General features: G+C 31.1%; 25 protein-coding genes. 18 read left to right on the top strand and 7 right to left on the bottom strand.

Features of this window, described 5'->3' with window-relative positions; translation table 11 throughout:
* The first annotated feature begins 71 nt into the window (after window positions 1–71).
* The 4 genes from LQ668_RS01995 (at window position 72) to LQ668_RS01980 (ending at window position 2,653) form a co-directional block, all read left to right on the top strand.
* Entirely contained in the window at window positions 72–611 is a 540-nt protein-coding gene (locus LQ668_RS01995; protein WP_239775868.1) for an N-acetylmuramoyl-L-alanine amidase, read from the top strand.
* Between the two features lie 148 nt (window positions 612–759).
* Complete coding sequence (locus tag LQ668_RS01990) at window positions 760–1,644, top strand: NAD(P)-dependent oxidoreductase (RefSeq protein WP_239775867.1); 885 nt, start codon at window positions 760–762, stop codon at window positions 1,642–1,644.
* 4 nt (window positions 1,645–1,648) lie between these two features.
* A complete protein-coding gene (locus LQ668_RS01985; RefSeq protein ID WP_107510199.1) occupies window positions 1,649–1,978 on the top strand; it encodes a nucleoside triphosphate pyrophosphohydrolase family protein in 330 nt (109 codons plus the stop codon).
* A gap of 81 nt (window positions 1,979–2,059) precedes the next feature.
* Window positions 2,060–2,653, top strand: a complete 594-nt coding sequence (locus tag LQ668_RS01980) for a hypothetical protein (RefSeq protein ID WP_203154089.1) — start codon at window positions 2,060–2,062, stop codon at window positions 2,651–2,653.
* 287 nt (window positions 2,654–2,940) lie between these two features.
* Here the strand turns inward: LQ668_RS01980 and LQ668_RS01975 are convergent, their stop codons facing one another.
* The gene (locus LQ668_RS01975; RefSeq protein ID WP_078356308.1) at window positions 2,941–4,314 is read right to left on the bottom strand and encodes an aspartate kinase; all 1,374 of its coding nucleotides are present in this window, start codon (window positions 4,312–4,314) and stop codon (window positions 2,941–2,943) included.
* Window positions 4,315–4,511: 197 nt separating this feature from the next.
* Here LQ668_RS01975 and LQ668_RS01970 point away from each other — a divergent pair, with 197 nt between their 5' ends.
* The 4 genes from LQ668_RS01970 to LQ668_RS01955 all read left to right on the top strand — a co-directional run bounded on the left by LQ668_RS01970 (window position 4,512) and on the right by LQ668_RS01955 (window position 8,640).
* A complete protein-coding gene (locus tag LQ668_RS01970; protein WP_078356309.1) occupies window positions 4,512–5,789 on the top strand; it encodes a homoserine dehydrogenase in 1,278 nt (425 codons plus the stop codon).
* Window position 5,790: 1 nt separating this feature from the next.
* Window positions 5,791–6,855, top strand: coding sequence for a threonine synthase (gene thrC / locus LQ668_RS01965; RefSeq protein ID WP_115337496.1), 1,065 nt, complete (start codon window positions 5,791–5,793; stop codon window positions 6,853–6,855).
* Window positions 6,852–7,763: a homoserine kinase gene (thrB, locus tag LQ668_RS01960; protein ID WP_078356311.1), complete on the top strand. Its 912-nt coding sequence runs from the start codon at window positions 6,852–6,854 to the stop codon at window positions 7,761–7,763. Before thrC ends, thrB begins: the two co-directional genes overlap by 4 nt.
* Window positions 7,764–7,833: 70 nt before the next feature.
* Window positions 7,834–8,640, top strand: coding sequence for a Cof-type HAD-IIB family hydrolase (locus LQ668_RS01955; protein ID WP_078356312.1), 807 nt, complete (start codon window positions 7,834–7,836; stop codon window positions 8,638–8,640).
* Between the two features lie 60 nt (window positions 8,641–8,700).
* On the opposite strand, the gene LQ668_RS01950 is transcribed toward LQ668_RS01955, so the two are convergent.
* From LQ668_RS01950 to rpmG, 4 genes are all read right to left on the bottom strand, one after another.
* A complete protein-coding gene (locus LQ668_RS01950) occupies window positions 8,701–10,098 on the bottom strand; it encodes a phosphoribosyltransferase domain-containing protein (RefSeq protein WP_078356313.1) in 1,398 nt (465 codons plus the stop codon).
* Between the two features lie 12 nt (window positions 10,099–10,110).
* The gene (locus tag LQ668_RS01945; protein WP_078356314.1) at window positions 10,111–10,425 is read right to left on the bottom strand and encodes a hypothetical protein; all 315 of its coding nucleotides are present in this window, start codon (window positions 10,423–10,425) and stop codon (window positions 10,111–10,113) included.
* Between the two features lie 154 nt (window positions 10,426–10,579).
* Window positions 10,580–12,025, bottom strand: a complete 1,446-nt coding sequence (locus LQ668_RS01940; protein ID WP_078356315.1) for an amino acid permease — start codon at window positions 12,023–12,025, stop codon at window positions 10,580–10,582.
* A gap of 197 nt (window positions 12,026–12,222) precedes the next feature.
* Window positions 12,223–12,372 (bottom strand): 50S ribosomal protein L33, encoded by a 150-nt coding sequence (gene rpmG, locus LQ668_RS01935; protein ID WP_078356316.1) that lies wholly within the window; start codon window positions 12,370–12,372, stop codon window positions 12,223–12,225.
* Between the two features lie 161 nt (window positions 12,373–12,533).
* Between rpmG and LQ668_RS01930 the strand changes: the two genes are divergently transcribed.
* The 3 genes from LQ668_RS01930 (at window position 12,534) to LQ668_RS01920 (ending at window position 15,577) form a co-directional block, all read left to right on the top strand.
* A complete protein-coding gene (locus tag LQ668_RS01930; RefSeq protein WP_107509815.1) occupies window positions 12,534–13,472 on the top strand; it encodes a metal ABC transporter solute-binding protein, Zn/Mn family in 939 nt (312 codons plus the stop codon).
* Between the two features lie 91 nt (window positions 13,473–13,563).
* Entirely contained in the window at window positions 13,564–14,541 is a 978-nt protein-coding gene (guaC, locus tag LQ668_RS01925) for a GMP reductase (protein WP_078356318.1), read from the top strand.
* A gap of 19 nt (window positions 14,542–14,560) precedes the next feature.
* Complete coding sequence (locus LQ668_RS01920) at window positions 14,561–15,577, top strand: CAP domain-containing protein (RefSeq protein WP_078356319.1); 1,017 nt, start codon at window positions 14,561–14,563, stop codon at window positions 15,575–15,577.
* 310 nt (window positions 15,578–15,887) lie between these two features.
* On the opposite strand, the gene lexA is transcribed toward LQ668_RS01920, so the two are convergent.
* Window positions 15,888–16,508 (bottom strand): transcriptional repressor LexA, encoded by a 621-nt coding sequence (lexA, locus tag LQ668_RS01915; RefSeq protein ID WP_078356320.1) that lies wholly within the window; start codon window positions 16,506–16,508, stop codon window positions 15,888–15,890.
* Window positions 16,509–16,652: 144 nt separating this feature from the next.
* Between lexA and sosA the strand changes: the two genes are divergently transcribed.
* The 6 genes from sosA to LQ668_RS01885 all read left to right on the top strand — a co-directional run bounded on the left by sosA (window position 16,653) and on the right by LQ668_RS01885 (window position 20,982).
* Window positions 16,653–16,862, top strand: coding sequence for a DNA damage-induced cell division inhibitor SosA (gene sosA / locus LQ668_RS01910; RefSeq protein WP_078356321.1), 210 nt, complete (start codon window positions 16,653–16,655; stop codon window positions 16,860–16,862).
* A 78-nt stretch (window positions 16,863–16,940) separates the two neighbouring features.
* A complete protein-coding gene (locus LQ668_RS01905) occupies window positions 16,941–17,177 on the top strand; it encodes a DUF896 domain-containing protein (RefSeq protein ID WP_078356322.1) in 237 nt (78 codons plus the stop codon).
* 85 nt (window positions 17,178–17,262) lie between these two features.
* Complete coding sequence (gene tkt / locus LQ668_RS01900) at window positions 17,263–19,251, top strand: transketolase (RefSeq protein WP_107509814.1); 1,989 nt, start codon at window positions 17,263–17,265, stop codon at window positions 19,249–19,251.
* Window positions 19,252–19,377: 126 nt separating this feature from the next.
* Window positions 19,378–19,608: a YneF family protein gene (locus LQ668_RS01895; RefSeq protein WP_174221866.1), complete on the top strand. Its 231-nt coding sequence runs from the start codon at window positions 19,378–19,380 to the stop codon at window positions 19,606–19,608.
* 175 nt (window positions 19,609–19,783) lie between these two features.
* On the top strand, window positions 19,784–20,473 hold the full coding sequence (locus LQ668_RS01890; RefSeq protein WP_133165629.1) for a cytochrome c biogenesis CcdA family protein: 690 nt from the start codon (window positions 19,784–19,786) through the stop codon (window positions 20,471–20,473).
* 38 nt (window positions 20,474–20,511) lie between these two features.
* Window positions 20,512–20,982: a CcdC family protein gene (locus tag LQ668_RS01885; RefSeq protein ID WP_107509813.1), complete on the top strand. Its 471-nt coding sequence runs from the start codon at window positions 20,512–20,514 to the stop codon at window positions 20,980–20,982.
* 17 nt (window positions 20,983–20,999) lie between these two features.
* Here the strand turns inward: LQ668_RS01885 and LQ668_RS01880 are convergent, their stop codons facing one another.
* Window positions 21,000–21,509, bottom strand: coding sequence for a DUF2621 family protein (locus LQ668_RS01880; RefSeq protein WP_078356327.1), 510 nt, complete (start codon window positions 21,507–21,509; stop codon window positions 21,000–21,002).
* Between the two features lie 75 nt (window positions 21,510–21,584).
* Between LQ668_RS01880 and sbcD the strand changes: the two genes are divergently transcribed.
* Window positions 21,585–22,712 carry an exonuclease subunit SbcD gene (sbcD, locus tag LQ668_RS01875; RefSeq protein ID WP_078356328.1) on the top strand — a complete coding sequence of 376 codons (1,128 nt, stop codon included), beginning with the start codon at window positions 21,585–21,587 and terminating at the stop codon, window positions 22,710–22,712.
* Window position 22,713: the final 1 nt, after the last annotated feature.

Below are 22,713 nucleotides of genomic sequence, written 5' to 3'. Positions count from 1 at the left end.
AACAGTTTCAAGTTAATTAATTATTTATGTTAAAATAAATAAAAGTTTATATAAAAAAGGGGAGGATAACGATGGCATCAGAAAATGATTATATAAATTACGAAATGCAGAAAAGAACCGAACCTTTACTTGGTGTTGTTATTCATAATGATGCAAGTGAATTGAATGCAAATGAATGGCGAGAAGTATTAATAAATGCACCTGAAGAAAGATACGTGCAAGGAATTGCGCATTATTATATTGATCGAAATGGGCAATGGCAAGCAATTGATACTGAAAATATAGCTTGGCACACTGCAAATCAAATAGGCAATGAACAATATTTAGGTTATGAAGTGTTAGAATCTCTTTCAAGTACGGACGAAGAATTTTTATTAAATGAACAGGAAACGTTTAGAGTTATAGCTTCAGATATGATAGATTATAATTTAGAACCAAATAGAGACACGGTGAAATTACATCTTGAATTCAGTGAAACAGAATGTCCACACCGTTCTTTTGAAATTCATACTAATTGGAAGACAACAGTTGATGGGATACCAGATGAATGGGTCATTAATGATTTAAAAGACTATTTCATAATTCAAATCAAGCAATACATGTTGAATTAAATGGTAAAAAAGTTTCTATAATGAGGCTGGGACAAATTAATTGTCTCAGCCTCTAATCGTTATATGGGAAGTAGAAAACTCGATATTTTAGATTTTTCTGATAAATAGGTATAATGATTGTATTAGAAAAAAGTAGGGGGCATTTTAGATGAATAAAAAAACAATTGGTTTTGTAGGTACTGGTGTTATGGGGAAATCTATGGCAGCACATCTAATACAAGATGGATATAAAGTTAACGTGTTTAATAGAACGAAATCTAAAGCAGATTCACTAGTCGAGTTAGGTGCTAAATGGTGTGAAAGTATTGCAGTTCTCTCAGAGAAAAGTGATGTCATAATCTCAATAGTGGGATATCCAAAAGATGTAGAATCGATTTATTTAAATAAAGATGGTATTTTAAATCATGCTAAGGCAGGAAGTATAGTTATTGATATGACTACTTCTAGTCCAGCGTTAGCCAAAACAATATATGATGAAGCAAAATTGCATAATGTTAAAAGTTTAGATGCCCCTGTTTCTGGTGGTGATATTGGCGCTAAAAATGCTACATTAACAATCATGGTAGGTGGAGATGAAGAAGCGTTTAGTCAAGTTGAGGATATCTTCAATGTGATTGGTAAAAATGTTGTATATCAAGGTAAAAGTGGTAATGGTCAACATACTAAACTTTCAAATCAAATAGCAATTGCAGCTGGCATGTTAGGTGTAGCAGAAGCAATAATTTACGCAGAAGAAGCAGGTTTGGATATAGATAAAGTATTTGCTTCAATTGAACATGGTGCGGCAGGTAGTTGGTCATTATCTAATTTAGGACCAAGAATGGTCAAAGAAGATTATGCGCCGGGATTTTATGTTAAACATTTTATTAAAGATATGAAAATTGCGATTGAAGAAAGTGAAAAAATGGAATTATTTATGCCAGGATTACTAAAGGCTAAAGAAGTTTATGATGCACTAAGTAAATCGGGATTCGATGATAATGGGACGCAATCTGTCATCCAGATGTTAAAAAATCAAATTAAAAAGGGGTAATAAAGTGGAATTAAATAAATATCAAGAACTTGCATTAAGAACGATGTCGGATATCAAAAATGATCCTGAACAAAGCTTAGTAAACGGTGCTTTAGGCTTAACTGGAGAAGCGGGAGAAGTTGCAGATATAATCAAAAAACATCAGTTTCATGGTCATGATTTAGATGTGCAAGAATTAAAAAAAGAACTTGGAGATGTGCTATGGTATATAGCTTGTTGTGCATCAGCACTTAATATAGATTTAAATGAAATAGGTGTAGCCAATATAGAAAAATTAAAAGAACGTTACCCAAATGGTTTTACAAAAGAAGATTCACTAAATCGTAAAGAATAAAGGATAAAAATCTATTGGATAATTATTACAAAACTGATAAAATGAAAAGGAGTGAAAACGCTTTCTTAGGAGGTAACTGAATTGGAAGGAAACGAACAATATTTATCAATAGATGAAATAAAGCAGATAATGTCTGACTACCCATTACAATATATTGTTTGTGGACAATGTGCTATTGATTTATTTCTAAATGAATACACATATACAAAAGAAATAATGAGTATTACGGTAAGCAGAGAAGAAGTGGAAATACTATCCAATTATTTTTTAAAACACCAATATCAGTTGGTAGTCAAAACACCATTAGATGAACTGGAAGAAATATCCCTTGAAGAACTTTATAATTATAAAAAATATTATGTTTATGATACAAAAGCACAATGTAAGATCATTAAAGTTTATATTTATGAAACGAAAGATGAGAAATGGCAATTTAGTCACGATCATAATATAGAAGTTGAAGATTATAAAATATATTTTCATAGTCTAGAAAAAGATATTAAATATTTACGTCCAGAGATCCAAATGATGTATAAACTATATCATGAACTTAGACAAGACGATATTTATAAATATCAAAGACTAATACAACATTTAAGCTATTATCAATTTTTTATGCTAAGAAAAGTAATAGGCAAAGAAAAGGTTAATCAAATTATATTATCAGATACATAAATGGCACCATTGTTTGGGTCATGTTTTATTTTTTGTATTTATATGGATAATTATAACAATTTTATAAAAAAATAGATATTGAGTGCGATTTTGTAAAGTGCTGACGCCTGAGGGAAAAGTATGCGTGAGAGACTACAGGCTCGAACCATACCCTAGGCAAGCATGCACGAACAAAATCGTGGAATTTTATAAAAAAATAAGCATATCACTGTAAACTTTAAAAATCAGTTACGTGACATGCTTATTTTTTTGAGTTAGGAAATATGCTCCAAGCTCTTATCATTAGCTTATATAATTTGAGTCGTTTCTTTAACAAAATACTCGTTATATATTGCTTGAACAGCGATATCAGAATATTGTTGATCAATTCCAAACATCATTGATATTTCTGATGATCCTTGGTTAATCATGTTAAGATTAATTTTATTTTTACTTAAAGCAGCTGCTGCTCCGGCTGCTGTACCAATTGCTTTATTCATCCCTTCTCCAACAATCATCAATATTGCTAAATCATAGTCAATAGTTAGTTCATCAACTTTAATTTGTTCTCTAATCTTGTTTAAAACACGTTCTTCTTTTCCATGTATTTGTGTTGTTCTCATGATAATACTCAAATTATCAATTCCAGATGGTATATGTTCGATAGAAATATTTTCATCTTCTAAAATACTTAATATTTTTCTAGTGAAGCCAACTTCTCTGTTCATTAAATATTTTTTAACATTTATAATAGTGAAACCTTTATCACAACTCACTCCTGATACGATTTGAGATAAGTTTGATACATCTCGTTCACTGACAATATATGTTCCTGTATCAGTCGGTCTATTTGTGTTTTTTATAACGACAGGTATACGATCTTTATATAATGGCTCTAAAGCTTCATCATGGAAAACACCAAATCCAGCATATGATAACTCACGCATTTCTCTGTAAGTAATTTCTGGAATTACTTCCGGTTGAGAAACGACTGTTGGATTTGCACGGAAAATACCTGATACATCTGTGAAGTTTTCATAAAGGCTAGCTTTTATACCCCTTGCTAAAATAGCTCCTGTAATATCAGAACCACCACGAGGGAATGTTACGATATCATTGTTTTCAGAATAGCCAAAGAATCCAGGAATAATAAGTGTTTCATCATATTGACGTAATTGATAAATCTGTTCATATGAGGATTCTAATATCATTGCATTTCCAGGTTCATCAGTAACGATAATGCCTGCTTCTTTAGGTGATAAATAACGAGTGGGGAACCCCAATTGATTATTATATTGAGCGATAATACGGGCGTTAAAATCTTCTCCACAACTTTTTAATGCATCTAATAATCTTTCAGGTTGATTGTTGTATGTGTCTATTAAACATACTAAGTCGTTTTTCAACTCATCTAAAATAGAATAATCCATTTCCAACTCTTTAACAATTTCCTCATAACGTTCGATAATTTGGCGTAGTTTGTTTGAATAATCCAATTTATTTATTACTTTGTCGTATAAGCGTATTAATAAGTCAGTCGTTTTTACATCTTCTTTAAATCTTTTTCCGGGTGCAGATACCACAACAATTTTTCTTTCATCATCAGAATTGATGATGTTTAATACTTTTTTAATCTGTTCACTGTTTGCGACGGAACTTCCGCCAAATTTTGAAACTTTCATTTTATCAGTCCTTTTACTGGGGGTAATGTAATTGTAGCTCTTTACAAAGCCAGAAATAATGATAATATTACTATTAATTCTAATTATTCAAACTTTACAAAAAACTTTAATGAATTTATACTATAATAAAGTTGAGTCTATTTCAAGTAGACATTTGTATTTTTAACAAGAACAATATATTTAAGGTGAGTGAGAAAATGAAAGTATTAAATGTAGCAGTATTAGGTCTCGGCACTGTGGGAACAGGCGTCGTAAAGATTGTTGAAGAAAATAAAAAGCAAATAGAAGACACAATAGGTAAATCTATACATATTAAACATATTCTTGTTAACTCTGTTAGCAAGAAAAGAGCAATTAATACTTCTAGTTATCATTTAACTGACAATATAGACGATATATTAAATGACGATGAATTAGATATCGTCGTTGAAGTAATGGGTGGAATAGAACCTACTGTTGAATGGTTAAAGTTATTTTTATCAAAAGGTATTCATGTCATTACAGCAAACAAAGATTTGCTAGCAGTACATTTAAGAGTATTGGAAGACTTAGCAGAAAAAAATAAAGTTGCACTAAAATATGAAGCAAGCGTTGCTGGAGGTATACCAATTGTAAATGCGATTAATAACGGTTTGAATGCAAACAACATTAATCAGTTTATGGGTATATTTAATGGAACTTCTAATTTCATTCTTAGTCAAATGACTCGTGAAGGAAAATCTTATGAAGAAGCTTTACAACTTGCAACAGATTTAGGATATGCAGAAGCAGATCCAACAGATGATGTTGAAGGTGTAGACGCAGCTCGTAAAGTTGTGATTACGAGTTATTTATCATTTAATAGAGTTATATCGTTGAATGATGTTGAAAGAGTAGGTATTTCCGACGTAGAAATAGAAGATATTAAAGTTGCTGAAAGATTAGGCTACAAAATAAAATTAATAGGGCAAGGTAAATATGCAAATGGTAAAGTCTTAGCCAGTGTTAAACCTACATTACTTCCAAATAGCCATCAAATGGCGCATGTTGAAGATGAGTATAATGCAATATACGTTATTGGTGATGCAGTTGGAGATACAATGTTTTATGGTAAAGGAGCAGGTAGTCTAGCTACAGGTAGTGCAGTAGTTTCTGATTTATTAAATGTAGCCTTACAATTTGAATCTGATTTACATACTTTGCCTCCGCATTTTGAACTGAAAACTGAGCAAACTAAAGAAATCGTTGAAGAAGAAGTTGTTAAATTCCCATTAAAAAGCAGCCACTTCATAATTGTTGAAAATGACAAAGAAGAAGATGAATTAAGAGATGAGATTAAAAAAGCTATAGAGTTTCATAGAAGTGTAAAAGTAGAACAGCGTACAGAAAATACTTATGGAGTCGTTATTAGAGGTATTGATGAATTACCAATTGAGACATTAAGAGAAAATGGTATAAATATTGTTAAATATTATCCAATAGAAGGAGACAAGTAGAATGGGAAGATGGCAAGGATTAATTCACAATTATAAAGAATATTTACCTGTAAATGAAGGTACACCTAAATTAACTTTAAATGAAGGAAATACACCATTAATACATTTACCCTATTTGTCGGATAAGTTAAATATTAATTTATTTGCTAAATTTGAAGGTCTTAATCCTACTGGATCATTTAAAGATAGAGGTATGGTAATGGCAGTTGCAAAAGCTAAAGAAGAAGGCAAGAAGATAGTTATTTGTGCTTCTACAGGTAATACTTCAGCATCTGCTGCTGCATATGCTGCTAGAGCTGGAATGAAAGCGATCGTGGTTATTCCAGAGGGTAAAATCGCGCTTGGTAAATTAGCTCAAGCTGTGATGTATGGTGCAGAAATTGTTTCAATTAAAGGTAATTTTGATGAAGCATTAAATATTGTTAAAAAAGTAGCAGAAAAAGGCGAAATTGCTTTAGTTAATTCTGTAAATCCATATAGAATAGAAGGACAAAAAACAGGTGCCTTTGAAATTGTTGAACAACTTGATGGTAAAGCACCAGACTTATTTGCTATACCAGTTGGAAATGCAGGGAATATTACTGCATATTGGAAAGGCTTCAAAGAATTTGATAACTTAAAACAATCAGGTTTACCTGTAATGTGTGGATTCCAAGCTGAAGGAGCTTCACCAATCGTTCAAGGTAAAGTTATTAAAAATCCTGAAACTGTAGCTACAGCTATTAGAATTGGTAATCCAGCAAGCTGGAAACTAGCTGAAGCGGCAAGAGATGAATCTAATGGATTAATAGATAGTGTGACAGATGATGAAATCTTAAAAGCATACAAGCTTATGACAAGCAAAGAAGGTGTATTTAGTGAACCTGCAAGTAATGCATCGATAGCTGGTTTGTTAAAGTTACATGAGCAAGGTAAATTAGAGCCAAATCAAACTGTTGTTGCTATATTAACTGGTAATGGATTAAAAGATCCTGATACTGCAATCGATTTGTTAGACTCTCCAATCACGCCATTAGAGAATGATGAACAAGCAATTATAGATTATATCGAGCGTGCATTAAAATGAAGAAATTAAAGCTTAAAGTACCAGCATCAACAGCTAATTTAGGAGTTGGCTTTGATTCTATAGGAATGGCTCTTGATAAATATTTAGAAGTTGAAGCGCATCTATCAGAAGATAAACAATGGCATTTTGAACACATTGGTCCACATTTACAAGGATTACCAAACGATGAGCAACACTATATTACAAAAATTGCTCAAACTGCAACAGCAAAGTTTTCTAAAAGTATGCCCGCTTTAAATTTAAAAATGTATAGCGATATTCCTTTAGCAAGAGGATTAGGAAGTTCAGCTTCAGCGCTTGTGACAGGTTTATTTCTAGCAAATTATTTTGCGAATTTGAAGCTATCTAAATATGAATTATTACAACTTGCTACTGAAATTGAAGGTCACCCAGATAATGTTGCGCCAACGATTTATGGTGGACTAGTCCTTGGTGTATATGATCCTGACGTGAAACAAACAGATGTATCATATATTGATATTCCTAAAGTCGATGTTATTGCAACTATTCCAGAATATGAATTATCAACGGAAAAAGCGCGTAAAGTCTTACCTGAAACTTTAACTTTAAAAGACTCTGTTAAATATAGTGCAATTAGCAATACGATGATTAGTGCTTTAATTCAGCATAATTATGAGTTAGCAGGCAAAATGATGATGAAAGATGGATTTCATGAGCCATATAGACAACATTTAATTCCTGACTTTGAAAACATTAAAGAACTTGCTCTACAATATGGAGCTTATGCAACTGTCATTAGTGGTGCAGGACCTACTGTGTTAACTTTAATTAAAAAAGAATTGAGTGGTAAACTCGTAAGAGAATTACAAAATAGATTCCAAGATTGTGAATCAGAATTAGTAACTATCAATCGATATGGAGTTAGTCAAAAAATAATTAACTTATAGACGATAATTGAGATGCTTATATTCTATATATGATAGAATGTAAGCATCATTATATTTTAAGGAGATAAACATGGCTTATAAATACATAATAATGGATATGGATGATACACTCTTAACTTCAAAAAATGAAATAAGTGAAAAAACAAGTACATATTTAAAAGAAAAACAAAAACAAGGTATGAAATTGATACTTGCTTCTGGTAGACCTACAGCCGGTATGATGAAGCATGCTGATGCACTTGATTTAAAAAATAATGGTGGATATATTGTGAGCTATAATGGAGCTTACGTAATCGATGCACAAGATAACGAAGTTGTGTTTAAACAAACAATTAGTCGGGATGATGCATACCAAATTATCGACTATTGTAGAACGCATAATTTCTTTTACTTAACATATTTAAATGATCAAATTATACATGATAGAACGCATGACTATATGAATATTGAAAGTGAGTTAACAGGACTACCAATGAAAAAAGTTGAAGATATTAAAGAGGTTATTGATGGAGATGTACCTAAAGTAATGGGCGTAGATTATGTAGAAAATATTGCAAAAGCGAACAGTGAACTTAATGGTAAATTCAATAATCAAGTTTCTTCTACAATAAGTAAACCGTACTTTTTAGAATTTATGGATGGACAAGTATCAAAAGGTAAATCATTACAGAAACTATTTGACCAAATCAATGCAGATTTCTCAGAAGTAATCGCTTTTGGTGACAGTTTAAATGATTCAGATATGTTAGAAAAAGCAGCTGTAGGTGTAGCAATGGGTAATGCTAACGATACGATAAAAGATATAGCTGATGTAGTAACAGATGATCATGACCATGATGGTATTGTAACAGCATTAGAAAAATTATTGAATCAATAAAAAAATACAGATAAAACCATAAATTAACAATGGTTTTATCTGTATTTTTATTTTTGTCTATTAATATCGATCTTCATTAAATGAAATTGAAGTCATTTCTATAACGAGGATAGATTTAGCACCAAGTATTTTTAGTTGTTGTACTAAATCATCAATTTCAGTTTTATGTCTAAGTCTTTCTACAAAAACAATTATTTCTTCATATTGATCAATATTTAAATTATAAAGGTAATGTGTAATTGTTCTTTCTAAAGGAGACATAAAGCTTATTTTTTTATTTGAATGTTTCAATGTACTTAAATCAAAATTAAACCTTGTTGTTCCTTGAACATTTATATTTTTACCAGGTAAATAACGAGCAATCTGTAATGGGATATACAAGAATTCACCAACACCGATAACAAGTTTCGGTGAATCATCTAATAAATCGTTTAATAATTCTCCCATTCGTTGAAATAGCTCTTCAGAGATTTGTTGTTCTTTACCGGTTAATGTAAATCTACCTGTTGAAATAAAGTATGGATTGTCATGTATCGTACCATCACGTAACATGTTTTGTGCTTTTACGATAAAATGATCGTTAATAACATTTCTTAAAGAATGATATTGTACTTTAGTTTCATGTTGTTCATTTTTAAGAAGTTGGTTTTGAATTAAATTTTCTGTTGAATTATCTTTTTCTTGTATTTCTACATTGAAAGTCATAAGCGATATAATATTGATTTTTATATTTAAAGACTTTTCGAGACTAGAGAAAGCTTCTTTTACACTTGCTGATCTTAAATCTATAGGGGTTAAAACAGTGAATGTTTCTCTTTCAGGGTATTTATCATAAATCTTTTTAATTAGGTTTAATACGGATAAACCATTTAATAAATGGTTATCAATAATTGCAATTCGTTCATCATTATCAAAAAAGTCTTTATCTTTTGTATAGAAAAATAAACGTTCAAGTGGATCGACTATATCATCATGATCTAATAAAGGTGGATGTGATATGATCTTATCTCTTGTTGATGCTAAAAACATGACATCGTCTTCGAATAAACTGAAAATGGATTGCCCTAAATTCACTGCACGTTCACTTAATCCAAGGAAGCGTGTCGGCGGATAGTGACCGAGTTTGTTCGCTTCTACTGTGTTTAAAGCTTGAATCATTTTGCCACGATTTTTACTATTGATTGCTTTAGCTATATTATGAATACGTTCATCTGTTTCACCAGTTAAAGATTCATGATATAAAAAGCCTAGTAATAAACCAATAAGTAAGGGGTGTTCAGGATATAGCCCTCTAGAATAACCTAAACAAGGTGATACAGGGATAAAAGGGAAATCTGATTGTTCTTCTTGAGTTATTGCTAACATTTCGTCAATTTCAAAATCGAATCTATTTTTTACGACCTTTACTTCAACTTGTTGCTCATTATCTAAAGGAAAAACTTTGCTTACGTGGGACATATCATTACTCCTTTATTTGCTTGTATGTGTCCATTCATGACTATGTTTTTTTCTTTTTATATGCGCATATATTTGGTCTGCTGCATAGTCTTGATTTGTATAAACAGTAATGTCAAAGAATGCTTGGTTGTCCTCAAATGGTTCATTCAAATATAAATCTTTCAGATGATCAAATAAGGATTGCATCTGTTCTCTTGTTAAACTTGTATATTCTCTTAATGTTTTTTTAACGAGTTGAGGTTGTTTGTCATAAATACTTTGAACCACAATTACAAAGCGCTCATCTTGTTTCATAACGTCATCAAATAAATTAGTTTGGCCAGCCATTATTACACCTTCTTTTTATCATTATTAATTATTTATATTCATTATACTATATATGTTGTGATATGAAAAAGTTCAATAAAATTTAAGAAGTTGGTATTTGAAATATAAAAAAACACCCACTCAAAATATAAATGAGTGGGTGTTTAAACGATTACTATTTATTATCATAATTATGTTTAGTTAAATCTATATCTTCAAGTTTGATAATTTTAGATTTCGTTACAAATTTATGAATGAAGTAAACAATAATTCCTAAAATAATTGGTAAGAACGATTCAATTAATACAGGATAATTTAAAGTCATTATACTGTCAAAGGATTGTCCGATTAATAAGAAAGCAATGACAGCAATAACAATAATCGGTCCTAACGGATATAATGGTGCTTTATACTCTAAAGTATCAGTTGCTGATTGTCCTTGTTTTTTAATAGCCATTCTTAGTCTAATATGACTAATGATACTCATTAACCAAACGAGTGTTACAAGTGCACCTAACATATTTAATAATCTGTAATAACCATCAGTGTTAATAGTTGCATAAATGATTGATATGAAGATTAAAGCGATAGTTACACATAATGATATAAAAGGCATGTTATTTTTGTTTAAATTATTAATGAATTTTGGTGCTTGTTTATGTTGTGCTAATGAATAAAGTAATCTACTAGTAGCATATAATCCTGAATTACCCGCAGAAATAAGCGCTGTTAAGATTACAGCATTGATAATTGAAGCTGCAAACGCAATACCAACTCTATCAAAAACAATAGTAAAAGGACTTTGTGTTACTGTATTTGATTTATTTAATAATAATGGGTCAGTATACGGAATAATTGCTGCAATTACTGCAATTGCTAAAATATAAAACAATAAGATTCTCCAAAATACTTGTCTAATTGCTTTAGGCATTGATTCTTTTGGATTTTCAGATTCTCCGGCAGTTACTGCAACAACTTCTGTACCACCAAAGCTAAATCCTGCAACAAGAAGTACACCTAAAAATCCTGAAATACCATTTACAAATGGTGCTTCTTTATAAGTGAAGTTTGATAATCCAAGTGGTTCATTACCACCTAAAATACCGAAGATTACAAGTACACCTACAATTAAAAAGATAATAATAGTTGCAACTTTAATAAAACTTAACCAATATTCAGCTTCCCCGAAAGCTTTAACAGTAAAGGCATTGAGTAAAAATAAAATAACTAGAAAAATAATGCTCCATATAAATGGGTTTACATTTTGGAAGACTTCCCAATAAGTAATGATTTTTGCAGCAGTTAAAATGTCTACACTTGTAACGAGTGCCCATATAATCCAATATAGCCAACCAACTGTAAAACCAGCAGAGCGATCAATAAATCGACTAGAATAAGCACTAAATGATCCCGACACTGGATAAAAAGTTGCTAATTCTCCAATTGCGGTCATTAAAAAGTAAAGCATAACACCAATAATAGAATATGCTATTAGTGCACCACCAGGTCCAGCTTGAGTAATGACAGCACCACTTGCCATAAACAATCCTGTACCAATTGATCCACCGATGGCAATCATTGATATATGTCTTGTCTTTAATCCACGTTTCATTTCTTCCATATAGTTCACCATACTTTCTACATTTACGATTATTCTGAAATTAAAATATACATTATATTTTATTAGTAATTCATGAAATAAGCAACATAAATTTTAACGCATAAATGCTTTAAAGTGATAAAATATATTTATAAATAAAAAAGTCATTTCAAAGAAATGACTTTTTGTGTCGTATATCTTCTTATTAAAATAAGAAATTACTTTGTTTCACGATGTAAAGTGTGGCGGCCTAATCTTGGACAATATTTTTTCATTTCAATACGTTCAGGGTTAGTACGTTTGTTTTTAGTAGAAATATAATTTCTATCGCCACATTCAGTACATGCTAACGTGATATTAACACGCATGTTCATCAGCCTTTCTATTTAGTAATCATTACGCTTTATAACTTTATCATATTTTAAATTTGTTATCAATATGTAAAATTTTGTTTCAGTAAGATTGCGATATTATGTTTAAAAGCGTATATTGTTATAATTAATGAAAATACTTATTTAGGAGTTATTAGATGAAAAAAATATATCAAATGATTTTTATGATGCTTGCAATTTTGGTAGTCGTATCAGGTTGTGGGAATCAAAACTCTAAAAATGATAAATTAAAAATTTATGCTACAAATTATCCATATGAAAGTTTTGCTAAACAAATTGGAGGAGAACATGTTGAAGTAGATTCAATATATCCAAGTGGTACAGATTTACATAATTATGAACCAACTCAAAAAGAAATGATCAATGTTGCTAAAAGTGACCTTTTTATATTTTCTTCTAAAGAACTTGATCCTGTGGCAAAAAAGATAAGTTCTACCATTAAAAATAAAGAATATAAATTAGAAGCTATTCCAAATTTAAAAGGTAATGATATTTTAGAACATCATCACGAGCATGGGGAAGAACATAACCATAAAGAAGAACCAGAAAATAAGCAGGACCCACATATTTGGCTAGATCCAATTGCAAATAAAGAAGCAGCTAAATCGATTAAGAATAAGCTTGTCCAAAAAGATCCAGACCATAAAAATGATTATGAGAATAATTATAAGAAGTTAATTAAGGATATTGAAGAAATAGATCATAAATTAAAGACCGTTACGGAAAGTCCGAAAAGAGATACAATATTTATCTCTCATGATTCTTTAGGTTACCTAGCAAATAGATACCATTTTAAACAAACGGGTGTAACAGGTATGAATAATGAAGAACCAAGTCAAAAAGAAATTTTGGAAATTATAAAAAATATTAATCAAGCAAAAACACCATATATATTGTATGAGCAAAATGTAAGTTCTAAAATTACAGATATAATAAAGAAAGATACTAATAGTAAACCGCTGAAATTCCACAATTTAGAAGTGTTAACTAAAAAAGAAAATAAGCAGAAAAATATTTCGTACCAAACTTTAATGGAGAAAAATATAAAAACGCTTGATAAAGCATTAAATAAATAATAAATATAGTCAGTTTTCGTTTACTTTTACCAACTAACCATGTATAGTAACTATTGGATTATTATTAATAGATTTGAAAGAGGTCATTGATATGAAAATTTTTGATTATGAAGATGTACAATTAATACCAAATAAATGTATAGTAGAAAGTCGCTCAGAATGCGATACTACTGTTAAATTCGGTCCAAAAACATTTAAATTACCGGTAGTACCCGCTAACATGCAAACAGTTATGAATGAAGAACTAGCTGAGTGGTTTGCTAGTAATGATTATTTTTATATCATGCATCGTTTTGATGAGGAAGCACGTATTCCATTTATCAAAAAAATGCAAAGTCAAAACTTATTTGCATCTATATCTGTAGGTGTAAAAGACACTGAATATACTTTTGTTGAACAACTATCTAATGAGGGGCTTGTTCCTGAATATATAACAATAGATATAGCACACGGTCATTCTGAACAAGTTATTAGAATGATTAAACACATCAAACAACATATACCAGAAACATTTGTAATTGCTGGTAATGTAGGTACTCCTGAAGGTGTTCGTGAGTTAGAAAATGCTGGCGCTGATGCTACTAAAGTAGGAATCGGACCAGGAAGAGTATGTATCACTAAAATTAAAACTGGATTCGGCACTGGTGGATGGCAATTAGCTGCTATTAATTCATGTAGTAAAGCTGCTAGAAAACCTATGATTGCTGATGGTGGAATTAGAACAAATGGTGACATAGCAAAATCAATTAGATTTGGTGCAAGCATGGTAATGGTTGGTTCATTGTTTGCTGCACATGAAGAATCACCAGGTGAAACAGTTGAATTAGAAGGCAAATTATATAAAGAATATTTTGGTAGTGCATCAGAATTTCAAAAAGGTGAACGTAAAAACGTTGAGGGTAAAAAAATGTTTGTAGAACATAAAGGCTCTTTAAAAGATACTTTAGTAGAGATAGAACAAGATTTACAAAGTTCAATCTCATATGCAGGTGGAAAAGACTTGCATTCTATCACTAAAGTGGATTACGTAATTGTTCGAAATTCAATATTTAATGGTGACCGCGACTAAATATAGGTGAGGTGACGACTTGAAAAAAGTATTTTATTTATTTTTATTATTGTTATTTATAACACTTATCAAGCCTGTCCCTGAATCAGATTTATCTAGACAAATTCAACAAAAAGTATTGAATGTTCAACAAGGACTGCAACATGAACAGTCAACAAGCAAAGTTGAACTTAAGACACCAAATGACCAAGAGTTTGCGATTAATAATATTCAAATCAATCAAACAAAAAGTGAAGTTGAAAAGAAACTTGGCAAACCTAAGCGGATAACCGCTAATGAGTATAACGAGAAATGGCATGTATATCATAATGATTATCATGAATTTGTAATGGTAAGTTATGATAATGACAAAGTAACAGGTTTATATACGAACCAAGACTTAATAACATCCCAAAAAGGTATCACAAGTAAAATGAACAAGGAAAAGGTTCGTTCGATTCTTGGTGAACCAGAAAAAGAAATAAATAAAGATAAAGTGAAGCTCATTCAAAATGATGAAGATTACGATGTTTTCAAATTTGATAATATCTATACAACCGTTTTTTATGATAAACATGAGAATAATCAAATTAAAGGTATAATGCAAATTGCATCATCAACTGAAGATAAACGTACGAACCAATATCATGCAGCATCTGATGATTATAAAATCGCATTAGAATTACAAAACTTTGATCTTGTTAATGCTGAACGTGTTCAATTTGACTTACCTACATTATCTTATAATGAAAATGTGAGTCAGACTGCAAGAAAGCATAGTCAAGATATGGTTGATAATGATTATTTTGATCATACAAATAAACAAGGTTTATCTCCATTTGACAGATTAGACAATGATGGCTTTGATTATATAACAGCAGGTGAAAACTTAGCATATGGTCAAATAAGTAGTGTTTATGCACATCATGGTCTTATGAATTCACTGGGACACAGAAAGAACATTTTAAATAAAGATTATAAAGAGTTAGGTGTAGGTGTTGATATAGGCGAAGATTTACAGCCTTATTGGACGGAAAACTACATCACACAGCAATAGAACAAAGATAAAAGCAGATTTTATCTTAGCAACTTTGATATAATTATATCGAGATAAGTCATTATTTCATATTTCCTTAAATGTTTAACACATGTTGTTTCTAATAATTTGATTGGTGGAATAACAATTAAAGGGGAAGTTTTACATGGAAAGTAAAGAAATAAAACGTAAAGATTTAGATGTATTAGAACGTATTAAAGAATTATTAAATAAAAAAGATGTTTCATAATTAATATGACATTAGCAAAAAGAACTCGATAACGGGAATATGAAAAAAAGGAGATGCATTTGCATCTCCTTTTTTGTATTATTACATCTCTCTAAATAATCCTACTACTTTACCTAATACTGTTACATTATCTAAGTAAATTGGTTCCATTGTATTATTCTCAGGTTGAAGTCTATATCTCTTTTCTTCTTTATAGAAGCGTTTAACAGTTGCTTCATCATCTTCTGTCATAGCGACAATGATATCGCCATTCTCAGCAATGGATTGGCTACGAACAATAACTTTATCTCCATCTAATATGCCAGCTTCTATCATACTATCGCCAATTACATCTAAAATAAAGATGTTGCTATTATGTGTAGAAGTAAAATGTGCAGGTAATGGGAAGTATTCTTCGACATTTTCAACAGCTGTAATTGGAATACCTGCTGTAACCTTACCTATAACTGGTACGTGAATTGTATTCTCTTGATTGATGTTCTCTCCAACAGTTTCAGTTATTTCAATTGCACGAGGTTTAGTTGGGTCACGTTTGATATATCCCTTTTCTTCTAATCTAGATAAATGACCATGTACTGTAGAACTTGATGCAAGGCCAACTGCTAAACCAATTTCACGAACACTAGGTGGATACCCTTTCGTTTGTACTATATGTTTGATGAATTGATATATTTCAGATTGACGTTTAGTTAATTCTTTCATAGTCGCACGCTCCCAATTAATTATTTAATCATATTATAGCACATACGTTTCCTTCGAACAAACATTTGTTCGTATTTTTATTGACTACGAACAGTTGTTCTGTTATTATAAAAATACAAACAAACGTTCTAGGAGGAATTGAGTATGACAATTACAATAAAGAAGACGGTATTAGTATATTTGGCAGTATTCTTAATGACTCTATTAATAGGATATTTATATTTAGCACAGTCGAGTGATATCTATACAACAGAACAGACGTACGAGATGACAGATCATCAAATTAAACAACATGAAGATAAACAACCTAATCATTTAACTAATTCAAATACATTAATAGGGTCTATAGAATAATTGAAAAATACGAGTAAATCCATTTGGATTTACTCGTATTTTTTGGTATCTTTTATGTATGTAGAAAGTGGGGATAATATGTTAGATAAAGCAAAAATAGATAGAATCAATGAACTCGCTAATAAAAAGAAGACAGAAGGTTTGTCGGAATCAGAAGCGAAAGAACAGACTAAATTGCGAGCTGAATATTTACAAGCATTTCGAGGTAACTTTAAAAGTACGATAGAAAGTACAAAAATTATCGATCCAGAAGGTAATGATGTTACGCCAGATAAAGTGAAAGAAATTCAAAAAAATAATAATATTAGGAAATAAATATAAATTAAGAGATAATAATTAATTTTCGAATTTTTTTCATGTATAATGAAAAGGGATTACAAGAATAAAGGAGACTACATTTATGTTTAATGAAAAAGATCAACTTGCAGTAGATTCAATTCGTGCTTTAAGTATAGATGCTATTGAAGCAGCTAACTCAGGACACCCTGGTTTACCTATGGGTGCTGCACCAATGGCATATACATTATGGACTAAGCATTTAAATTTTAATCCTCAGTCTAAGAATTACTTTAATAGAGATCGTTTTGTATTATCTGCAGGACACGGATCAGCATTATTATATAGTTTATTACATGTTTCAGGTAGCTTAGAACTTGAAGAAGTGAAAAACTTTAGACAATGGGATTCAAAAACACCTGGACATCCAGAATTTAACCATACTGATGGCGTTGAAGTAACAACTGGACCATTAGGACAAGGTTTTGCTATGAGTGTTGGTATGGCAATGGCTGAAAAACATTTAGCTGGTAAATTCAATAAAGAAAAATATGATGTAGTAGATCATTACACATATGTATTAGCAAGTGATGGCGATTTAATGGAAGGTGTTTCTCATGAAGCTGCTTCATTAGCTGGTCATTTAAAACTTGATAAATTAATTACATTATATGACTCTAATGATATTTCATTAGATGGTGATTTAAATAAAGCATTTTCTGAAAATGTTAAAGAAAGATTTACTTCATACGGCTGGAGTTATATTTTAGTCGAAGATGGTAATGACTTAGAAGCAATTGATAAAGCTATAACTAAAGCTAAAAAATTAGATGGTCCTACAATGATTGAAGTAAAAACAATTATTGGTTATGGTTCTCCAAATAAAGCTGGTACTAATGGTGTTCACGGTAACCCATTAGGTGCAGAAGAACGCGAACTTGCATTTAAATCATATGGTTTAGACCCTTCAAAACGATTTAATGTGCCACAAGAAGTTTACGATGTATTTAGTGAAACAATGTTAACTCGTGCTAACGAAGCTGAAACAGCATGGGATAAATTAGTTGAAGCGTATACAAATGCACATCCTGAATTAGGTGAAGCATTTAAACAAGCTATCTCTAATGAATTACCTGCAGACTACGCTAAAGATTTACCTGTTTATGAACCTGGTAATAGTAGTGCTACACGTGCTGATTCTGGAGAAGTAATTCAAGCATTAAGTAAATCAGTTCCTGCATTTTTCGGTGGATCAGCTGATTTAGCTTCATCAAATAAATCAAACGTTAAAGATGAGGCTGATTTTGATAGCGAAACTCCAGAAGGTCGTAACATCTGGTTCGGTGTTCGTGAATTTGGAATGGCTGCAGCAGTCAATGGTATGGCAGTACATGGTGGTGTTAAACCATATGGTGCAACATTCTTCGTATTCAGTGATTACTTGAAACCAGCAGTTCGTCTTTCAGCAATCATGGGAGTACCTTCAACATTCGTATTCACACATGATTCAATCGCAGTAGGTGAAGACGGACCAACGCATGAACCAGTTGAACAATTAGCAGGTTTAAGAGCAATTCCTAACTTGAATTTAATTCGTCCAGCAGATGGTAACGAAACAAGAGTAGCATGGAAAGTTGCACTAGAATCAGATTCAACTCCTACAGCATTAGTTTTAACTAGACAAAACTTAACAGCTTTAGATGTTGAAGAATCAGTAGTAGAAGAAGGCGTTCGTAAAGGCGGATATGTAGTATATCGCTCTGAAATTGAGCCTGAGTACTTATTAATAGCATCTGGTTCAGAAGTTTCTCTTGCTGTAGATGCAGCAAAAGATATTGAAGCACAAGGTAAAGGTGTACAAGTAGTATCATTACCGAACTGGAATGCATTCGATCAACAAGATGCAGAATATAAATCTTCTGTATTACCTCCTTCAATCACTAAACGTGTCGCTATTGAAATGGCATCTTCTCTAGGTTGGCATAAATATGTAGGTCTTGAAGGTAAAGTAATTGGTATCGATACATTCGGTGCTAGTGCTCCTGGTGACTTAGTAGTAGAAAAATACGGATTTACTAAAGAAAATGTATTAAACCAAGTATTAAGCTTCTAATTATTCAACAAAAGCCTCATCCAAGAAATTTGGCTGAGGCTTTTTATTTTGAAACATTAAGTTTCGTCTTGATAAAATGTAATGAATTTAGTAAACTTTTATAGGATACAGAAAGTGGGTGAAATAATGGCAACATGGTTAGCTATATTATTAATCATCGTGGCATTAATCGGTGGGCTTGCAATTGGATTCTTCCTTGCACGTAAATATATGATGGATTACTTGAAAAAGAACCCACCAATTAACGAAGAAATGCTACGTATGATGATGATGCAAATGGGTCAAAAACCATCTCAAAAGAAAATCAACCAAATGATGACAATGATGAATAAGAATATGGATCAAAAAATTAAATAGTCTTATATTAATCATAAGTAAAAATAAAACGTATAATCGTGATATTTTTAAAAGCCAGTTACACTTTGATTGTGTAATTGGCTTTTTATCTTGAGTTTTCACTGATTGTTCAAATAAAAGTGTTTTAACTTATTTGTTATTTGATAAAATAGAATTAAGAGTAAGGGGGAGAGCTATTGTGGAATTAACAGTATTTGTAGCATTTGGTGCAGGCATATTAAGTTTTGTTTCTCCTTGTGTATTGCCAATCTATCCTGCATTTGTTTCATATATAACTGGAATGAGTTATGATGATTTGAAGAATAAAGGACTTAGCCGAAATGCAATATTACATACAATCATCTTTTTATTAGGATTTAGTTGTATTTATATGATATTAGGAATGGGCATAGGTTACATATCAGGTATGTTAATAAATTATCAAACTTTAATAAGACAAATTGGTGCAATTGTAATAATTGTATTTGGACTTATTATATTAGGCGTATTCCAACCGCAATTTTTAATGAAAGATCGTAAAATTAATTTTAAAGCGAAGCCTTCAGGTTTTGTTGGTACGTTTTTAATTGGTATGGCATTTGCGGCAGGTTGGACACCATGTAACGGACCAATTATCGCAGCGATTGGAACATTGGCAGCTACTAATTCATCACAAGCATTATTATATATGCTACTATATGTACTAGGATTTAGTATTCCATTCTTTATACTAACTTTCTTTATAACAAAATTACAAATTATTAAAAAGTACAATGTTGCTATCATGAAGTTTGGTGGTATAATTATGATAATTATGGGGATTCTGTTATTCTTTGATTTATTAACAGAGATAACGATATTCTTCCAATCTTTAGGTTTGGAATAACCATAAATGATATTTCGTACTAATAAGGGGTTTTAGATATGTATTTGCTTTTTTCATTTATAATAGCAGCTTTAATGGGTTTAGCAGTTATAGTTGTTAGAATGAAAGCTCAAAATTATCCGACTAACACTAAAAAAATTGTACTACCGCCATTTTTTATGGCTACAGGTGCTCTAATGTATGTTGTTCCATATTTTAGATTGAATGGTCAAGAAATTATAGAAGCCATTTTAGTTGGTTTATTCTTTTCATTGTTTCTTATTTTTACATCCAATTTTGAGATTAAAGGATCAGAAATATATATGAAACGCTCTAAACTGTTCCCTGTTATTTTAATTACTTTACTGATAATCAGAAGTGTAGGGAAATTCTTTTTGAGTGATTCTATTGACCCAGGTCAATTAGCGGGCATGTTTTTCTTGTTGGCATTTAGCATGATTGTGCCATGGAGAATAGCAATGTTTGTAAAATATAAAAAACTAAGAGATCAAAAGACTTTAGTTAATTAAAAAAACGCACAACTCAATTACTGAGTGTGCGTTTTTGTTTTTGCTTTAGAGATTTCTTCTTTATGATCAAAGATTGAAAATTTGTTTTTTTCATCATCTGCTAATTCGAACAAATTTAAATATGGTGTATAATCAATATTAAGTTCTGTTAGTTTTTTCTTCATAAATTTGTGATCTCTTTTCGGAGTTGCTATGATATAACCTCGCATAATATGATCGAGTTCAATTGTTGTAGCATGTTCTTCTAAAGCTATTTTAGATATGCGTCCACCTATTTTTTCTTTAGCAACATCTCTAAATAAATCTGGTACTGGTGAAACTAATTCATTTAATAAACTACGAGCTTCGTCATTCCATAAAGGAAGGGCTTTATGAATATAATAATCTTGCCAATCTAATTCGCTCATACCGTTATCTTTAGGCATGCGCTTTAAGAATTTACGAAACATAAAGAATCCACCGATTGCAAGTAACGATATAAATACAATGCACCATAATACTATAAAAAATATAAATGCGCTACTCAATGAAATCACTCCTTAAACTAAGTATAAATGAAGCTTTTCAACCTGTCTAACAAATATTTGCAAAGGAGCAATATAATGAAAATATTACATACTGCTGATTGGCATATAGGCAAAATAATCAATGGCCAATCATTAATAGAAGACCAAAAGTTTATCCTCAATAAATTATTTGATGCAATTAAAGAACACGATCCAGATGTAGTTGTGATTAGTGGTGATTTATACGACCTACACTATCCTAATAAAGAAGCAATGGTTGTTCTTGAAGATGCTTTATCGATGATTAATTTAGAACTTAAAATACCAATTATTGCGATAAGTGGGAATCATGATGGCAAAGAACGTCTTAACTATGGTGAGAGATGGTTTGAAAAAACAGGATTAAAAATCATTACGGGATATGACGACTTAATGACACCTATTTCTATGGAGGGTATCAATATATATGTTATGCCTTATTTTACACCAGCAGATGTAAAGCATGTATTTGATGTTAAGACTATCCATACGCATCAAGAAGCGACTGAATATATTATGAGTGAAATGGAACAAGTTATGAACAAAGATGAGACCAATATATTAGTTGGACATTTATTCGTAGCAGGTGGTGAATCATCAGACTCTGAAAGACCGCTCTCAATAGGTACGATTGAAACAGTTACTGCAAATACATTTAATGCTTTTGACGCAGTTCTACTCGGTCATTTGCACCATCCATTTGCTATCAAATCAGATTTCATATTTTATTCAGGCACACCAATGCAATATTCATTTTCAGAGGCAAATCAAGCAAAAGGTTATCGTTTGTTTGAGATTGATAACAAAGCATTTAAACAGAAATTTATTCCGATTGAACCAAGACGCTCATTTCATGTCATTAAGGCAAGATACGAAGATGTGATTCATGAGAAAATTGAAGTTAAAAATAATGAGGATTATTTTCATTTTAAATTAACGGATATGGACCATGTTACTGATCCTCTTATGAAGATTAGAAATATTTATCCAAATACATTACAAATTTCAAGAATAGATTATGAAGTTGCGCAAGATGAGATAGATGTGGATGTACATACATTAAGCGATATTGAAATTATTGAATCATTTTATAAACATGTGACTGAAGAAACGTTAGAAGGAATTAAGAAAGATAAAGTCATTCAGCTGTTAGAAAGTCATCTGAATAAAGGAGCGAATGAATAAT

Origin of the sequence: Mammaliicoccus sp. K-M42, assembly GCF_022386375.1 — a bacterium.
Lineage (GTDB): Bacteria > Bacillota > Bacilli > Staphylococcales > Staphylococcaceae > Mammaliicoccus > Mammaliicoccus fleurettii.
Note: the sequence above shows the minus strand (reverse complement) of the source record. Positions and strands in the feature narration are given on the sequence as shown.

Coding starts and splice junctions, on each gene's coding strand:
- LQ668_RS01990 (WP_239775867.1), top strand. CDS start 760: ATGAATAAAAAAACAATTGGTTTTGTAGGTACTGGTGTTATGGGGAAA.
- LQ668_RS01905 (WP_078356322.1), top strand. CDS start 16,941: ATGTTAGATAAAGCAAAAATAGATAGAATCAATGAACTCGCTAATAAA.
- LQ668_RS01950 (WP_078356313.1), bottom strand. CDS start 10,098: ATGTCCCACGTAAGCAAAGTTTTTCCTTTAGATAATGAGCAACAAGTT.
- LQ668_RS01975 (WP_078356308.1), bottom strand. CDS start 4,314: ATGAAAGTTTCAAAATTTGGCGGAAGTTCCGTCGCAAACAGTGAACAG.
- thrB (WP_078356311.1), top strand. CDS start 6,852: ATGAAGAAATTAAAGCTTAAAGTACCAGCATCAACAGCTAATTTAGGA.
- LQ668_RS01970 (WP_078356309.1), top strand. CDS start 4,512: ATGAAAGTATTAAATGTAGCAGTATTAGGTCTCGGCACTGTGGGAACA.
- sosA (WP_078356321.1), top strand. CDS start 16,653: ATGACAATTACAATAAAGAAGACGGTATTAGTATATTTGGCAGTATTC.
- LQ668_RS01945 (WP_078356314.1), bottom strand. CDS start 10,425: ATGGCTGGCCAAACTAATTTATTTGATGACGTTATGAAACAAGATGAG.
- LQ668_RS01940 (WP_078356315.1), bottom strand. CDS start 12,025: ATGGAAGAAATGAAACGTGGATTAAAGACAAGACATATATCAATGATT.
- sbcD (WP_078356328.1), top strand. CDS start 21,585: ATGAAAATATTACATACTGCTGATTGGCATATAGGCAAAATAATCAAT.
- LQ668_RS01995 (WP_239775868.1), top strand. CDS start 72: ATGGCATCAGAAAATGATTATATAAATTACGAAATGCAGAAAAGAACC.
- LQ668_RS01955 (WP_078356312.1), top strand. CDS start 7,834: ATGGCTTATAAATACATAATAATGGATATGGATGATACACTCTTAACT.
- LQ668_RS01885 (WP_107509813.1), top strand. CDS start 20,512: ATGTATTTGCTTTTTTCATTTATAATAGCAGCTTTAATGGGTTTAGCA.
- LQ668_RS01930 (WP_107509815.1), top strand. CDS start 12,534: ATGAAAAAAATATATCAAATGATTTTTATGATGCTTGCAATTTTGGTA.
- rpmG (WP_078356316.1), bottom strand. CDS start 12,372: ATGCGTGTTAATATCACGTTAGCATGTACTGAATGTGGCGATAGAAAT.
- thrC (WP_115337496.1), top strand. CDS start 5,791: ATGGGAAGATGGCAAGGATTAATTCACAATTATAAAGAATATTTACCT.
- tkt (WP_107509814.1), top strand. CDS start 17,263: ATGTTTAATGAAAAAGATCAACTTGCAGTAGATTCAATTCGTGCTTTA.
- guaC (WP_078356318.1), top strand. CDS start 13,564: ATGAAAATTTTTGATTATGAAGATGTACAATTAATACCAAATAAATGT.
- lexA (WP_078356320.1), bottom strand. CDS start 16,508: ATGAAAGAATTAACTAAACGTCAATCTGAAATATATCAATTCATCAAA.
- LQ668_RS01895 (WP_174221866.1), top strand. CDS start 19,378: ATGGCAACATGGTTAGCTATATTATTAATCATCGTGGCATTAATCGGT.